Source organism: Apibacter adventoris (assembly GCF_002964965.1).
In the GTDB taxonomy this organism is placed as follows: Bacteria; Bacteroidota; Bacteroidia; order Flavobacteriales; family Weeksellaceae; genus Apibacter; species Apibacter adventoris.
On record NZ_PSZN01000005.1, the window covers coordinates 23,297 to 40,482 of the forward strand.

At 26.9% G+C, this 17,186-nt stretch carries 14 protein-coding genes; 10 read left to right on the forward strand and 4 right to left on the reverse strand.

The features are described from left to right. Window positions 1-5 precede the first annotated feature (5 nt). Both C4S76_RS03415 and C4S76_RS03420 read right to left on the reverse strand, forming a co-directional pair. Window positions 6-1,019 (reverse strand): NAD-dependent epimerase/dehydratase family protein, encoded by a 1,014-nt coding sequence (locus tag C4S76_RS03415; RefSeq protein WP_105192679.1) that lies wholly within the window; start codon window positions 1,017-1,019, stop codon window positions 6-8. Between the two features lie 55 nt (window positions 1,020-1,074). Next, complete coding sequence (locus C4S76_RS03420) at window positions 1,075-1,662, reverse strand: Crp/Fnr family transcriptional regulator (protein WP_245915783.1); 588 nt, start codon at window positions 1,660-1,662, stop codon at window positions 1,075-1,077. Between the two features lie 111 nt (window positions 1,663-1,773). Between C4S76_RS03420 and C4S76_RS03425 the strand changes: the two genes are divergently transcribed. Next, complete coding sequence (locus C4S76_RS03425) at window positions 1,774-2,946, forward strand: MalY/PatB family protein (protein ID WP_105192683.1); 1,173 nt, start codon at window positions 1,774-1,776, stop codon at window positions 2,944-2,946. Window positions 2,947-3,144: 198 nt separating this feature from the next. Here the strand turns inward: C4S76_RS03425 and C4S76_RS03430 are convergent, their stop codons facing one another. Next, entirely contained in the window at window positions 3,145-4,134 is a 990-nt protein-coding gene (locus C4S76_RS03430) for an ABC transporter ATP-binding protein (protein WP_105192685.1), read from the reverse strand. After that, a complete protein-coding gene (locus C4S76_RS03435) occupies window positions 4,131-5,129 on the reverse strand; it encodes a FecCD family ABC transporter permease (protein WP_105192687.1) in 999 nt (332 codons plus the stop codon). Before C4S76_RS03435 ends, C4S76_RS03430 begins: the two co-directional genes overlap by 4 nt. A gap of 95 nt (window positions 5,130-5,224) precedes the next feature. Between C4S76_RS03435 and C4S76_RS03440 the strand changes: the two genes are divergently transcribed. The 9 genes from C4S76_RS03440 (at window position 5,225) to C4S76_RS03480 (ending at window position 17,166) form a co-directional block, all read left to right on the forward strand. Then, a complete protein-coding gene (locus C4S76_RS03440; protein ID WP_105192689.1) occupies window positions 5,225-6,616 on the forward strand; it encodes an FAD-binding oxidoreductase in 1,392 nt (463 codons plus the stop codon). A gap of 67 nt (window positions 6,617-6,683) precedes the next feature. Further along, window positions 6,684-7,181 (forward strand): RNA polymerase sigma factor, encoded by a 498-nt coding sequence (locus C4S76_RS03445; protein ID WP_105192691.1) that lies wholly within the window; start codon window positions 6,684-6,686, stop codon window positions 7,179-7,181. Continuing rightward, window positions 7,174-7,851 carry a hypothetical protein gene (locus C4S76_RS03450; protein WP_105192693.1) on the forward strand — a complete coding sequence of 226 codons (678 nt, stop codon included), beginning with the start codon at window positions 7,174-7,176 and terminating at the stop codon, window positions 7,849-7,851. The genes C4S76_RS03445 and C4S76_RS03450 overlap by 8 nt, the downstream gene beginning before the upstream one ends. A 99-nt stretch (window positions 7,852-7,950) precedes the next feature. Continuing rightward, the gene (locus C4S76_RS03455) at window positions 7,951-9,789 is read left to right on the forward strand and encodes a DNA topoisomerase IV subunit B (protein WP_105192695.1); all 1,839 of its coding nucleotides are present in this window, start codon (window positions 7,951-7,953) and stop codon (window positions 9,787-9,789) included. A gap of 69 nt (window positions 9,790-9,858) precedes the next feature. Continuing rightward, on the forward strand, window positions 9,859-10,368 hold the full coding sequence (locus C4S76_RS03460; protein WP_105192697.1) for a hypothetical protein: 510 nt from the start codon (window positions 9,859-9,861) through the stop codon (window positions 10,366-10,368). Between the two features lie 3 nt (window positions 10,369-10,371). Beyond that, a complete protein-coding gene (locus C4S76_RS03465) occupies window positions 10,372-12,954 on the forward strand; it encodes a DNA gyrase/topoisomerase IV subunit A (protein WP_105192699.1) in 2,583 nt (860 codons plus the stop codon). Between the two features lie 166 nt (window positions 12,955-13,120). Beyond that, a complete protein-coding gene (locus C4S76_RS03470) occupies window positions 13,121-13,723 on the forward strand; it encodes a superoxide dismutase (protein ID WP_105192701.1) in 603 nt (200 codons plus the stop codon). A gap of 1,393 nt (window positions 13,724-15,116) precedes the next feature. Beyond that, entirely contained in the window at window positions 15,117-15,494 is a 378-nt protein-coding gene (locus C4S76_RS03475) for a BlaI/MecI/CopY family transcriptional regulator (protein WP_105192703.1), read from the forward strand. Then, a complete protein-coding gene (locus C4S76_RS03480) occupies window positions 15,487-17,166 on the forward strand; it encodes a M56 family metallopeptidase (protein ID WP_146105677.1) in 1,680 nt (559 codons plus the stop codon). Before C4S76_RS03475 ends, C4S76_RS03480 begins: the two co-directional genes overlap by 8 nt. The last annotated feature ends 20 nt before the right edge of the window (window positions 17,167-17,186 follow it).

Sequence of the window (17,186 nt, forward strand, 5' to 3'; positions counted from 1 at the left end):
AAAAATCACAAAAAATGTTCCTTATTTTTCCACATATATAAAATTGCATTTTTGAGTGCTTTTTCTGATGGAATAGGTGAAAATTCTAATTCATTTTTAGCCTTTGAAATATTAAAATCCTGTTTTAGACCATAAAACATAGAAACTTCTTTTTCAGTAATAGCAGGTGCTTTTCCAGTAATTTTTGCAATAATTCCCATTATATATCCCATAGAATAAAGAATAAATTTAGGAACTGATTTCGGTTTTTTTAACTTTAATTCAGGAAGGATCTGATTAGCTATTTCAATAGTGGTAGTAAGAGACATACCTTTTTCATTAGCCAGGATATATCTTTCTCCTTTGCGTCCTTTTATAGCAGCCATATAGCAGCCTTGAGCCACATCTTTAACATCTATCCAGTTAATATATATATGAGTTTCCAATGGAATTTTATTAGATATTAAGTTTTTCAGTATTTCATTGGAATTGCTTAATTTATCTGTTATAACACTACCAATCATTGCACTGGGTAATACAGTAACTAATTCAATATTGTATTTTTCAGATAATTGAAAAGCTAATTTTTCACTGTCGTTTTTTGAATTATAATACATATCTCTACGGTCCTTATTATATCCGGAATTTTCATTAACCGGAAATGAGGAATAATTTAATGCAGCAATAGAACTTACATATACAATTCTTTTAACTTGAGCAAAAGAAGCTGCTTCAAATAGTATACGACAACCTTTCATATTGGTATCATAAATTTCTTCTTTTGGATGTTTAGCCCATAATTTAAATACAGCGGCAACAGCAAAGACTATACTAACTCCGTTCATAGCTTTAATCATAGAATCTTTGTCGGTGATATCTGCATAAATAACTTCACAATTTACGCCTTCAAATGATTTTGTATTATGTATATTTCGAACAGATGCACGTACTTTATATCCTTTTTGTACAAGTAATCTAACCAAATTGTTACCTAAATGTCCATTTGCGCCGGTAACTAGAACCAATTCATTTGATGTCATATTTTTAAACTTTATATTATAAATACAAAATTCAGAAACTTATAGGAAAATCTACTTAACATTTGTCAAGCAGATTTTTTCGAATTCTGCTTAAGCTTTCTGGTTTAATCCCCAAAAAGGAAGCAATATATTGTAGAGGAACATGATTTATGATCTTAGGATTGGCATTTATTAAATCCAAATATCTTTGTTCAGCAGTTAAAATGGCAAAATTTTTAGCTCTATTTTCATTGTAGTCTAAAGATTTCTGTAAAATGAAAGTGGCATAATCTTTCCATGCAGAGCTATTTTCCATCATAAAGGAATAATCAGATCTATTCATTTTAAGTACATCACAATTTGTAATACAATGAACATTTACAGGAGAACACTTTTGGTCTAAAAATTCCATATAAGAACAAAAAAAACCATGTGGGCAATTTATATGAGTAGTAACTTCATAACCATTTTCATCATAATAGAATAAACGCATAAATCCGGAAATAAGGTAATATATGTATTTTGGGATATGATTAGCTTTTTCAAGAATTGTATTTTTGGAAATATAAACAGGTTCAAATAACTTATAACACAGATTAATATCATTTTCAGAAAGTTTCACTTGTTTTTGTATTTCATATAATAAATGTTGATGCATTTCCATAAATTAGTAGAATTTGGGTAGGTTGAATAGATTATATAAATAACAAAAGTAACGAATAATCTTCCTCTTATTAAAATAAAACTTATATTTTTGTATAAACTTTAGTAAGGAATGAAAAAATATAATTTTGATCAGGTTATAAACAGACAAAATACGGATTCTTTAAAATATGGAGTATTAAAAGAAAGATACGGAAGAGATGATTTACTTCCGCTATGGGTGGCTGATATGGATTTCCAATCTCCTCCGGAATTAATAGATGTTTTAGTGAAAAGATGTCAACATGGTATTTTTGGTTATCCTTTTGCATCTCAAGAATATTATCAGTCTATTATTGATTGGCAGAAAAAACACCATCAATGGAATGTTGAAAAAAATGAAATCAGCTACATACCGGGTATAGTCAAAGGAATTGCTTTTGCTTTAGATGTTTTTTCCGAAAAAGGAGATCAAATTATTATTCAACCTCCGGTATATCATCCTTTTCGTATAATTCCTAATTTACATGACAGAGAGGTGGTAAATAATCCATTAATTCTAGAGGGGGATCGATATAAAATGGATTTTACTGGTTTGGAAAAGCTACTGATAATAAACAAAAAATGTAAAATTTTAATATTATCTAATCCTCATAATCCGGGTGGAAGAGTATGGAGTAAAGAAGAGCTTACCCAATTAGCAGAAATTTGTTATAAGAATAAAGTATTGGTAATTTCTGATGAAATACATTCTGATCTTGTATTAAATGGAAATAAACATATTCCTTTTGCTTCAGTATCTCAAGAAGCGGAACAGAATAGTATTACATTTAATGCTCCTTCCAAAACATTTAATATAGCAGGAATTGTAACTTCTTATTCTATTATTAAAAATGAAAAAATAAGAGAAAAATTTCATAAATATTTAGTAAGCAATGAACTAAATGATGGAACCATTTTTGCATATCTAGCATTACAAACAGCTTATGAAAAAGGAGAAGAATGGTTGAAAGAATTAAAAAAATATATTGAAGATAATGTAAAGTATGTGAATGATTACCTGCAGAATAATATTCCGCAGATTAAAGTTATGCTTCCTGAAGCTTCTTTTTTATTATGGTTAGATTGCCGGGAATTACACCTATCTCAAAAAGAATTGAATTCTCTTTTTATAAATAAAGCACATTTAGCACTTAATGACGGGGAAATGTTTGGAAAAGAAGGTGCCGGATTTATGAGAATGAATATAGGGTGTCCTCGTTCTTTATTAGAAAAGGCTTTACATCAGTTGCAAAAAGTTATTTAGATAGGGACAAGTCATTTTGTAGAGTTATTTGTATTTATATTAATAAATGAATCTATATGAAGAGATGTAGTAAAAAATGTATACTTATTCTTTTTTAAAGTAACCTAAATAAATTATAATTAGGTATTACAGTTGTATTATATAATTAAGTTGTAATGAAAATTTACATTAAATTGGTAATATATAAATATATCTAAATTATAATTTTATATCATTTAAAAAATTAATCACTTCCTCTATAGAGATAAATGTGTATTCTGTTTCATTACTCTGAACTATAAAAAAAGAATCTTTACCGATAATAGTTATTTGTGCATTTTCATGAATAGAAAAAGAATTCCTTATCAAAGCTTTACGTAACCAATAAATAGATTCGATTTTTCCTTCTATTGAAACTTCTTTTTTATTTATATGAGGGGTGAATTCATATTCATTAATAATATAATTAAAATTTAAAGATTTTCCAGCAAAATAATTTAAAATATCTTCCTGTTTAGCAAGGTCTTCGGTAAAGCCTATTTTTAAACTTTTATTTTTTATCATCCAGAGTTTATCAGCTACATTCAAACCTAAAGAAAGATCATGGGAAGTAAACAGTATGGTTTTTTCTTTTTCTTTCGCTAGATAATGAATAATATTCATAACCTCCAGCTTATTGGAAACATCGAGGTGAGAAGTTGGTTCATCCATTATCAATATAGGGGTATCCTGAACTAAGGCTCGAGCTATCATAGCTTTTTGTAAATTTCCATCAGAAAGTTCATTTACATAATAGTTTTTATATTGGTAAAGTTCAAATAAGTTCAGCACTTCTTCAATTTTTTTATCTTCCTCTTTTGTTAATTTTTGATACCATTTTTTATATGGATATCTTCCTAAAGAGACTAAATCATATACTTTAAGATCTGGGCTTAGTTGACTTTTAGATAAAACTACAGAAATTAGTTTACTTAATTCAGAAACAGATATTTTTGTTATATCTTTATCCAATATTTTAATGGTACCCTTAAGTGGAGATATTTCTTTAAATAGAGTTTTCAAAAAAGACGTTTTGCCACTTCCATTTTTACCAATTAATAACAATATATCACCTTTTTTTATTTTTGTATCTATATTTGAAATAAGAGGTTTTGAATATCCTATTGAAAGATTTTCTAGCTGAATTATATTTACACTGTTAGTTTTCAATACATACTATTTTTGAATCGTGTTTTTAAAATCATAAATAGAATGGTAGGAATCCCTATAAGAGACGAAAGTATGTTAACAGGAAGCAGTGTATAAATCATAATAAGGCTAATGAGTAGCATAAAACCGATTCCGGAAAAAATATTTAAAAGTATTTGTGCCCATAATGCAGAAGGATTCCATATTTGTCTGCAGAAATGAGGAATAATAATACCAATAAATACTATAGGTCCTAACATAGCTGTAGTACTTCCTGTCAATAAACAAACAGCAAGAACAACCCATACTTTTAACCGATGCATATTTACCCCTAAAACTTTTGCATACTCATTACCTAATAAAAAACCGATTAATTCTTTCACTGCTAAAAAAGCTGGAAATAATCCAGAAATAACACAAATACTATAAACCCAAATTTGAATTCCAGAAAGTCCTTCAAAAGAGCCGAAAGACCAAAATGTATATTGTTTTAAAGTTTCTGATTGTGAATATATTTGTAAAATGCTTATAAGAGAACCACAAAATGATGAAATTAAAAAACCTATAATAATAAAGGTCGAAACCTCTTTAATTCTTTGAGATAAAAATATCAAAAATACAGATACAAACCATGCACCAAGTAGGGCACTTAGTATAAGTAGCCAACCTGTTAGCCATTGAAAAGAAATTATTAATTGTGTACCTCCTAAGAATACAGAAAAAGCTACTGCTAACGCAGAAGCAGATGATATTCCTAATATCGAAGGCTCAGCCAGAGGATTTTTAAACAATTCTTGTAAAAGAAAACCACTTACAGGTAAAGAAATTCCTGCGAAAATTACAGCTAAAGTTTTATTTAAACGATAAGAAATGATAAGATTTTTGGTTTCATTCTGAGAAGTAAATAAATCTAATATAGAAATGTTTTCATATCCAGTAAGTAAATTAATAAAGAATAAAATAATACAAACTAAAGCTATTAATAGTAACCGTATTACAAATTTTTTTGAAAACATCGTTACAAAGATAAAAAATCCGTCTTTTTTTATATATACAAAAACAAGAGTTTATTTTTTCAAATTCTTAATTTTGTATTTTATAAAAATAACTTATGCCTGAGTATATTACATATTTTATAGAATTATTAGGAAAAGATTTGTGTTTTTATGATGAAAAAACACTTATTGATTATTCATATGATCATACAGAAAATCTTAAATTTTTACCCTCTATAGTTTTAAAACCTAAAACAGTCGAGCAAATATCACAAATTGTACAATATTGCAACCAACATAAAATCCCTATTACTCCCCGTGCAGGTGGAACCGGACAAATGGGAGGAGCCTTACCAATACATGCTGGGGTAATTATTTCTATAGAAAAATTAAACAAAATTTTAGATATAGATACTCAAAATTTTCAAGCAACGGTGGAAGCAGGAGTTATTAATTTTCATTTGCAACAAGCTTTAGAACCATTAGGTTTTCTTTATGGACCCGATCCTTCTAGTTGGGGAAGTTCCTTTATAGGAGGCAATATAGCGACTAATGCAGGAGGATTACGTGCAGTAAAATATGGCGTTACATCAGCTTCTGTATTAAATCTTGAAGTGGTACTTCCAAATGGAGATATAATTTGGACAGGTGCTAATACGCTAAAAAATTCAACAGGATATAACTTAACTCAATTGTTTATAGGTAGTGAAGGAACTTTAGGAATTGTAACAAAGGCAGTATTGAAAATAATTCCTAAACCTAAAACAGATATAACGATTCTCATACCATTCCATAATTTAGAAGATTCAGCAAAAGCAGTAACAGACATATTCAAAAACGGGCTTTTTCCTTGTTCTTTAGAACTTATGGAACGAAATGCTCTGGAGCAGGCAATGGCTCATTTAGAAGATAATTCAATTCCTTTACAAGAAAACGTACAAGCTCATTTATTAATTAGTTTTGATGGGGAATCTCAAGAAGAATTGATGCCATTAATTGAAAAGACTATATCTGTGTTAGAAAATTATACAACAGAAGAGATATATTTTGCTGATAATGAGATGGATAAAAGTAGATTGTGGCAGATGCGAAGAAAAATTGCCGAAATTGTTAAAGCAAATGGTTATACTATAGAAGAAGATACAGTTGTCCCTAGGGCAAAATTACCAGATTTAATAAATTTCGTCCATCAATTAGCATTAAAAAATAATTTAAAAGTAGTTTGCTACGGACATGCGGGAGATGGTAACCTGCATATTAGGTTTAATCATTCCCAATATAAAAATTCTTATAATAATCCTTTTATTCAGGCAATATTATATGATCTTTTTCAATATATTTATTCTTTAGGAGGAACTATTTCCGGCGAACATGGTATAGGGCTCATACAACAACCATATTTACCTATTGTATTTACAAAAGCAAATTTGGAGATTCAAAAAAATATAAAAAAAGCTATTGACCCTAATAATATTATGAATCCAGGAAAAGTTGTGAATAACAATTAATTTAGAAAAAAATAAAACAATTGTAACAACTACTTAAAATTCTATACATATTTTATAGTATCAGGCAGTGAGAAAAATTGAATCAGAATTTTCCGAATTAATACAGAAAAATCAAGGGATTATTCATAAAATATGTAGAATTTATACTACCAATGAAGAAGATTCCCAAGATTTGTTTCAGGAAATAGTATTACAATTATGGAAATCATATAAAAGTTTTAAAGGAAATTCAAAATTTACTACTTGGATGTATAGAGTGGCTTTAAATACAGCAATTACTCTTTTTAGAAAATCAAACCGTAAAATAGATACACAGGAAATAGATCAAAACTTATATAAAATTTCTCAAGATACAGATTATACGGATAAACAAGAACAAATTAATAATTTATATGATGCAATAAAAAAGCTATCAGAGATAGATAGGGCATTAGTATTACTTTATTTAGATGATTTGCCATATAAAGATATTGCAGAAACTTTAGGAATTACAGAAGTAAATGCAAGAGTAAAGATGAAAAGGGCAAAAATTAAACTAAAAGAAATTATGGATAAGGATGAATAAAGATTTAGATTTAGATAATTTAAAAGAATCATGGAAGAAAGATCAAATTTCTGCTCATAAATATTCACGGGCAGAACTAATACGTATGTTGAATAAAAAATCTACTAACAATGTAAAATATATCGTAATAATTAGTATTATTGAATTTATAGTTGTTTTTTTATCATTATTTATTACTTCTGTAGATAAATCTATTTTGAATAATTTAGATGCTGAGGCTCAACAAAATTATTTGAGAAATGCTAGAATAAGCCAATATCTATCCTATGTAAATATTGTTATATCTTTTATTTTTATTTTTTATTTTTATAAATGTTACAAAAAAATTAATATTTTAAACTCTACGAAAGAATTTATAAATAATATTCTAAAATTTAGGAAAACTGTGAATATTTTCATAATTGTAAACTTTACCTTAGGAATGATAATTTTATTTTTAACAGGTTATTACTCTTTTATGGGAGGATTTAGAAAAGCTTTTATAGATGGATATAGTAATGAAATAGAAAAGGTACATCTTCCTATACATTCTCCTAAATATATGCTTATTTTTATTATTATAAGTTTTTTTCTCATAGCTTTTGTTGTTGTTTATTATTTGTTAGTCTATGGAATTTTATTAAGGAAGTTAAAAATAAACTTGAGGGAACTCCAGAAAATAGATAAATAGGAGGAATAAAATATTAAAAAAATAAACAATTTGTTTATTTTCGATCTATATAGATTTGAAATAATAATAAAAAAATGTATTTTTGCTTTTAACTAAGTTATGGGAAATCAATCACAATATACAGAGGATAATATAAAAACTCTTGAATGGCAAGAGCATATACGTATTCGTCCGGGAATGTACATTGGAAAACTAGGAGATGGCTCATCTCCTGACGATGGAATTTATATATTATTAAAGGAAATTTTAGATAATTCCATAGATGAATATGTCATGGGAGAAGGGAAGCGTATCAATATTTCTTTAGATAATAATATAATAAAAATAAGAGATTTTGGAAGAGGAATCCCCTTAGGGAAAATGAAGGATGCAGTATCCAAAATGAATACAGGAGGTAAATATGATTCACGGGCATTTAAAAAATCTGTAGGTTTAAACGGGGTTGGTACTAAAGCAGTGAATGCACTTTCCTCATATTTTAAAGTTAAATCAGTAAGAGAGGGCGTAACACGTACAGCAGAATTCCAAAGAGGTGAAATTGTAAAGGAAAGTCCAGAAACAGAATCTACGGAACGTAGAGGTACAGAAATAACATTTGAACCTGATTCTTTAATCTTTAACAATTATAGATTTAGAAAGGAATACATAGAAAAAATGCTAAAAAACTATGTATATCTGAATCCGGGATTAAAAATATATTTTAACGGAGAAGAATTCTATTCAGAAAATGGGTTACAGGATTTGTTACAAGAAAATATAGAAGGAGATATAATATATCCAATTGTTCACCTTAAAGATGAAGATATTGAGGTAGCATTTACCCATGGTGAGAAATCTCAATCTGAAGGATATTTTTCATTTGTAAATGGACAACATACGACCCAAGGAGGTACTCATTTAACCGCTTTTAAAGAAGCATTTGTAAAAACAATAAGAGAATTTTATAATAAAAATTATGATGCTTCAGATATACGTAAATCAATAATAGCTGCAATTTCAATAAAGGTTATAGAACCGGTTTTCGAATCACAAACTAAAACAAAATTAGGAAGTAGTGAAATGGGGCCGGATTTGGTTTCTATACGAACATTTATGAATGATTTTTTAAAAAAACATTTAGATAATTTTTTACATAAAAATCAAGATGTAGCAGAGTCTCTTCAAAGGAAAATCATAACCTCAGAAAAAGAAAGGAAGGAACTGTCTGGGATCCAGAAATTAGCAAGGGAGAGAGCAAAAAAGGTTAGCCTTCATAATAAAAAATTAAGAGATTGCCGTCAACATTATAATGATCAAAAATCACCTAGAAAGCTTGAATCAACTATTTTTATAACTGAAGGAGATTCAGCGTCTGGATCAATAACTAAAAGTAGAGATGTAGAAACTCAAGCTGTTTTTAGCTTAAGAGGAAAACCCTTGAATTGTTATGGGCTTACTAAGAAAATTGTTTATGAAAATGAAGAATTTAATCTTTTACAAGCCGCACTGAATATCGAAATTAGTTTAGAGGATTTAAGATATAATAATGTTGTTATCTCTACAGATGCAGATGTAGATGGTATGCATATAAGACTTCTAATGATAACATTTTTTTTACAATTTTTTCCTGATTTAATAAAAAATGGTCATTTATATATATTACAAACCCCCCTATTTAGAGTAAGAAATAAAAAAGAAACCCGGTATTGTTATACAGAAGAAGAAAGAATAAAAGCCTTGGAAGAGCTTGGTAAAAATCCTGAAATTACCAGATTTAAAGGTTTAGGGGAAATTTCTCCTGATGAATTTAAAAATTTTATTGGTAAAGATATGAGGCTTGAACCAATTATGCTTGGAAAGGATACATCTATTGATAAATTGTTAGATTTTTACATGGGGAAAAATACATTAACAAGACAAGAATTTATCATAAATAACTTAGTGGTTGATGATATATAATATCTACTTTTTTAACTATTAAAAGTAGAAATACAAAATAAATTAATTATTATTATTCAAAGTCTAATTATGAAATTACAGAATACTTATATAAAACAAAAAGTAGCATTTATTAATATAATGTTACTTATAGTTTTATTAATTTGCCTTATGCTTAATTATTTAAATATTAACATTCTAAAAAAAGAAGATGATATAATTGCCATTATAAGTTTATTAGCCCTTTTATATATGAGTTATTTGGGATGCCCATATTTTAAATATGATAGTGAAGGAGAAACACTAATTTTAAAAAATGAAAAATCATTTTTCCCTACCTTTTTAGTAAGAGAAAAACAATCAGATTTTCCAAAAAGAAAACTTAAAAAATTTGCAATTAAAAATAAATTTTTATTAAAAAAAAGATTAGAAATTTATATATTTAGCACAAGAGTACAAACAGGACAAACTAAAATATATTTTGATATTTCATATCTAACAAAAAAACAAATTAAAGACTTGAACATTTCATTAAATAAAGTAATTAATGATAATAAACAATTCTTAGAAGAAAAACAGCGTAAACAGATAGAAGTATAATAAATGATAGAAGAGAATAACAAAGACAAACAAGAATTAACACCCGATAAAAACAAAGAAAGCATTCAGAAAATATCTGGAATGTATGAAAATTGGTTTTTAGATTATGCTTCTTATGTAATTCTCGAACGAGCAATACCTTCTGTTTATGATGGACTTAAACCGGTGCAAAGGCGTATTCTCCATTCCATGAGAGAGTTAGAAGATGGGCGTTATAATAAAGTTGCAAATGTAGTGGGGAATACCATGAAATACCATCCACATGGTGATGCAGCTATTACCGATGCCATTGTGCAATTAGGCCAAAAGGAATTACTAATAGATACACAAGGGAATTGGGGAAACATATATACAGGAGATGGAGCAGCAGCAGCACGTTACATAGAATCGCGTTTAACCCCATTTGCCTTAGATGTTGTTTTTAATCCTAAAACAACCATTTGGAAACCTTCATATGATGGAAGAAATAAAGAACCGGAAAATCTTCCAGTTAAATTTCCTTTACTTCTTTCACAAGGCGTAGAAGGTATTGCAGTAGGACTTTCAACAAAAATATTGCCTCATAATTTTATAGAAATAATTGATGCAACCATAGCCTATTTAAAAGGAAAATCTTTTGTTTTATATCCTGATTTTCAAACCGGTGGACTAATAGATATATCCAATTATAATGACGGAGAGAGAGGAGGGAAAATAAGAGCCAGAGCAAAATTGTCTAATCCTGAAAAAGGGATTCTAATGATAAGTGAAATTCCATATGGAACCAACACGGGCTCTATAATAGATAGTATACTTAAAGCTAATGATAAAGGAAAAATAAAAATAAAAAAAGTTGAGGATAATACAGCATCGGAAGTTGAAATTTTAATACACCTAGGAAACGATGTCTCTCCGGATAAAATGATGGATGCCCTATATGCATTTACCGATTGTGAGGTATCTATATCCCCTAATGCCTGCGTTATTAATGTTGATAAACCAGAATTTCTTTCTGTTTCACAAATTTTACGAAAAAATACAGATCATACTGTCAGTTTATTAAAAAAGGAACTTGAAATAGAACTGGATGAATTTCAAGAACAATGGCATTTTGCTTCTTTAGAAAGAATATTTATAGAAAACCGCATATATCACAAGATAGAAGAAGTTAAAACTTGGGAAGAAGTAATTTCTACAATTGATTTAGAACTTAAACCTTTTACATCACATTTAATCAGAGAAGTTACAGAAGAAGATATTCTTAAATTAATAGAAATACGCATAAAAAAAATAACCCGTTTTGATCTAGGAAAAGCTGAAGAAAATATATTGGCATTAGAAGGAAAAATAGCTGAAGCTAAGTATAATCTAGAAAATTTAATTCAATATGCCATAGATTATTTTACAAACATAAAGAAAAAATACGGAAAAGGAAAAGAAAGAAAAACAGAAATACGAGCATTTGATACTATAGATGCAGCAAAAGTAGCTGTTGCCAATATTAAGTTTTATGTAAATAGAGAAGAAGGATTTATAGGATATTCTTTAAAAAAAGATGAATTTTTATTTGATTGTTCAGATATTGATGATATAATAATTTTCCGAAAAGATGGAACTATGTTAGTTACTAAAGCAGAGGCTAAAACTTTTGTAGGGAAAAATATTATTTATGTTGGAGTTTGGAAAAAGAATGATAACAGAACTATTTATAATTTAATTTATAAAGTAGGTAAATTAGGCCCTTGGTATATGAAAAGATTTCCTGTAACCTCTATTACCCGGGATAAAGAATATAATTTGATCTCAAATGAAAAAGGATCAGAAATTCAGTATTTTTCAGCAAATCCCAATGGAGAAGCTGAAGTGGTAACAATTTATTTGAAACCTAGCCAGAGGGTGAAAAAACTGAAATTTGATGTTGATTTTTCAGAACTGGCTATTAAAGGAAGAGCATCTAAAGGTAATATAGTATCAAAACACTATGTAAAAAAAATAGAATTAAAAGAAACAGGAGTATCAACGTTAGCTCCTAGAAAAATATGGTTTGATGATTCTATTCAAAGATTAAATGTAGATGGAAGAGGAACTTATTTAGGAACATTTAAAGGAACAGATAAAATATTAACTATAAACTCAAAGGGTATTGCTAAGCTTAATACCTTTGATTTATTAAACCATTTTGAAGAAGATCTTTTAATTATACAAAAATGGAAACCTGAAAAACCAATATGTTGTATTTACTATGATGGTGAAAAGTCCATTTATTATATAAAAAGATTTCTGTTAGAAGATACATTAAACTCTCAAATTTTTTTCATTTCAGAAAACCCTAAATCATTTATAGAATGGGTTGGTACAGGAAATAAATTGATAGCAGAAATTAATTTTGGTAAAAATAAAGAACAAGAAATAGTTAATTTAGAAGAATTTATTGCTATTAAAGGAATTAAAGCACAAGGAAATCAATTATCCAAAGAAAAAATTAAAAATATTAAAATTATTGAAGAATCAGAAGAGGAATTAGAAGATGAGGTAGAAGGAAAAACATCAGAGAATAATGATGATAAATCTGATGATTATGAAGGAGAACAAATTAATTTATTTTAATAATTATATATAATTTATTACTACTTGAAAAAGAAAAAAACAACTAATTCTATCCATATTATTTTTAAATCTTATTATAAAATATTCTGATCTTTATGATATGATATTAATCATAAATCTTATTATATTTGTTAATAAAGAAAAGTTTAATTAAAAAATAGTAATTATGTCATTTAAATTACCAAAATTACCATATGCATATAATGCGTTGGAACCTTACATTGATGCTAAAACAATGGAAATCCATTTAACCAAACATCATGCGACTTATACTACAAATTTAAATAATGCAATTTCAGGAACAGAATTAGAAAATCTTCCAATAGATGAAATTATAGTTAAAGGATTTGATAAAACACCAATAAGAAATAATGGGGGAGGATATTTAAACCATTGTTTATTTTGGGAATGGTTAACCCCTAATGGAAAAGGTAAGCCTCAAGGAGATTTGGCTCAAGCTATAGATTTGGCATTTGGATCGTTTGAGTCTTTTAAAGAAGAATTTTCAAAAGCAGCAGCAGGTAGATTTGGTTCAGGCTGGGCATGGTTAGTAATTAAAGATGGAAAATTATTGATAGGTTCAACAGCTAATCAGGATAACCCTTTAATGCCAGGAGTTGGTATTTCAGGATATCCACTTCTAGGTTTAGATGTATGGGAACATGCTTATTATTTAAATTATCAAAATAAAAGACCTGAATATATAGAAGCCTTCTTTAAAATTGTTAATTGGGATAAGGTTTCTGATATATATTCTAAACATAAATAATAATTGATAAAAAACTTGATAAAAAAAGTCTGATAAATACTTATCAGACTTTTTTATTTTTATATAGTAGATAAAATCTTAATTGAGAAAGCCTCATTTTATAAAAATATTTAATAAAAAATAAAAACCTCGCTTTTGCGAGGTTAAAACTAACTACTATGAAAATTCACTGCCTTATGAACATGTACAATATATCAAAATTAATGCCGTAAAATATTTATTAAAAGTTAAAAATGTTAAAAAATAAAAAACCCCGCAAAAAGCGGGGCCAAAACTAACTACTATGAAAATTCACTGCCTTATGAATTATATATTATTGAGCAAGATTTATGCCATATGAAATTAAAATAATATAAATAAATGTTAAAATATAGTTAAATATTTAATAAATGATTCAATAATAATAGAATCAATTAAATAAGGTGATTTGCAGATATATTAATGATCATATTAAGATTATATCCATTTTATAAAAAGTACTATAAATAAAAAATACTGAAGAATAAAAACCCCGCAAAAAGCGGGGTCAAAACTAACTACTATGAAAATTCACTGCCTTATGAATTATATATTATTGAGCAAGATTTGTGCCACGTGCAATTAAAATAATATAAACAAATGTTAAAATATAGTTAAATATTTAATAAATAGCTCATAAATATTAAAATAAGTTAAATTGCTGATGTGTTAATGATCATATTAAGATTACATCCAAATTATAAAGTACTATAAATAAAAAATACTGAAGAATAAAAACCCCGCAAAAAGCGGGGTCAAAACTAACTACTATGAAAATTCACTGTCTTAATGAATTATTCTATATTTATCAAAAGCCATGCCAAAGTTCATTTAATGGGGTTATTTTTTAGTTCAATAACAAATTACTTTTAGTAATCACTTTTGTAAAATTAGAATATACATAGATTTATTGTATAATTTTATTTTATACAGCTAATAAGTATACATATTTTTTTATAAAATGAATTAAATAATAAAATTTAAATATATTATTTTTATAAAAAAGGATTGAATTAGGATCTATATTTAAATTAATATTTTATATTCTATGTATATGTCATAATTACATTATTACTCTCTTACTTACAAAGATAATTTAACATTCTACTTTGATTAAATGAAATAAGTATAATAAAAATAGTTTGATATTACTGATCAAATAAATTTCTATAATTTACTTTATACGTTTGGTCTTCAATACTATTAGATAAAATAAATTATACATATTTAATATAATAAATAAATGGACGATCTTAAATATCTCCAAATTATTTTTTAGTTATAATAAAAGGTTATAAAAAAAATTTTTAAAAAACAACATTCTTTTTAAAAAAATATTCTATATTTGTAGAACAAGATCTATAAATATAGAATAATGAATTTATCTAAAAAGGAAGAACAGTTAATGGGGTATATATGGAAAGCGGAAAAAATTTTTTTAAAAGAAATTATTGAATGCTATCCAGAACCTAAACCGGCAACTACTACCATAGCTACTTTACTAAAGAGGTTGCAAGACAAAGGATTCCTGTCCTATGAGGTATTTGGTAATTCTAGACAATATTATCCTTTAGTAAAAAAATCAGATTATTTTTCTAAAGAAGTCAAAGGGATTATAAATAAATTTTTTAATAATTCTGCTCCTCAATTTGCCTCATTTTTCACTTCATCTAATGATTTAACAATTGAGGAACTAGAAAGTTTAAAAAAGTTAGTTGATTCTGAAATCCAAAAAAAGAAAAAAAATGATTGAGTATTTTTTTAAAGTTGTTTTATGTTCATCTCTTTTTATAGGGTTTTATTTCCTTTTATTGCAAAAAGAGAAAATGTTCAGATTTAACAGAGCTTATTTATTGATAACCTTAAGTTTATCTTTATCAATTCCTTTCTTTTTTATCACATTACCCAATAAGGGAAATTTAATTGAAAATATACAAGAAACTCCCTTGAAAAAAACGCAGATAAAGGCAAAAGAAAAGATTGAAAATAAAAAAAACGAAAGTACTATTGAAATTACTGAGAAAAATGCAGGTATTAATTCATCTCAGCATACTATTTTATTAAAAGAAACGAAGAAAGATATAATATCTGAAAAGGAGACATTATTTAAATGGGAGAATATTCTGTTATTTTTTTATATAAGTACAACTTCCTTATTAATTATAAAATTTTTAATTAATTTTTTTAGAATATATTTAAATGTCTTTAAAAGTAAAAAGATGAGTTATAACGGAATCTTTCTTGTTATTAATGAACGGAAAGAACCACTCTATAGTTTTTGGAAATATATATTTATACCAAAACAAAATTTAAATGAAAATTTTTCCAGAAAAGAATTATTAGAGCATGAAATAGCTCATATAAGACAAAGACATTCTATAGATATTTTAATTATTGAATTAATAAAATCTATATTTTGGTTCAATCCTGCTTTTTATTTATATAAAAAAGCTATACAGCTTAATCATGAATTCCTGGCTGATGACTCTGTTTTAAAAACAAAAACAGATATTTATGAATATCAAAAACTCATATTAGATACAATTCAAGTAAAACAAGCGGTTCCTATTGCCAGTAATTTCAATTATATATTGACTAAAAAACGGCTACTAATGATGACTAGAAAGAAAAATTCAACCAGGGCCATCTTATTACAGTTTTTCAGCGTACCTTTTATTTTAATCTTAGTTTATATTTTCAGCAATAAAGTGTATGCTCAAGATAAAATAACGAATGAATTAACATCTAGACAAAAAGAGCAAATAAAACAAGCATTACAAATAGATGAGATATCTAATTATTTAAAAGACACATTGGAGAGTGGTTCTCATGATTATATAGATACACTTATGGTAGGAAATAAAGCATATGTAATATCTACATCTAAAGAAGCTCTTGATAAAATTTTTAAAAATGAGAAGAACCAAAAAGTATCAAAATTGCCTAAAGAAGAATTTTCTAAGATTTTTGAAAACAGTAATACAGAAGAAATAGAAAAAGCTTTTGCAATTAAAGAACTAAATGAAGAAGATAAACAAAAAATTTGGATAAGAAATACAAATAGTAAAGAAGATAATAATACATACTCATACAAAGATTTTCCGATAAAATCAAGATCAGAAAAGGAACAAATTACTGTTAAGTATTATTATAATTCAACGGACCCGAAGAAGAAAGTAGAAGAGATGGAAAAAAAGAGTCGTGAAATTTCGAAACCTTATAATACACAAAAAATTGATAAAGAAATGGAGAATGACGTAAACATAAAGCAGAAAATAAAAAAAGATAATTCAAGAGATATAACCATATTAGTAAATAGATCATCGGAAAAAAGTGATATGGATGAGTTTAAGGAGGAAATGAGAAAATTTAGACAGGAAATGAGTAGTTTAGGAAGACAAATAAGAAATTTATCTAAAAACTAAAAACCAATTTTTAATAATAA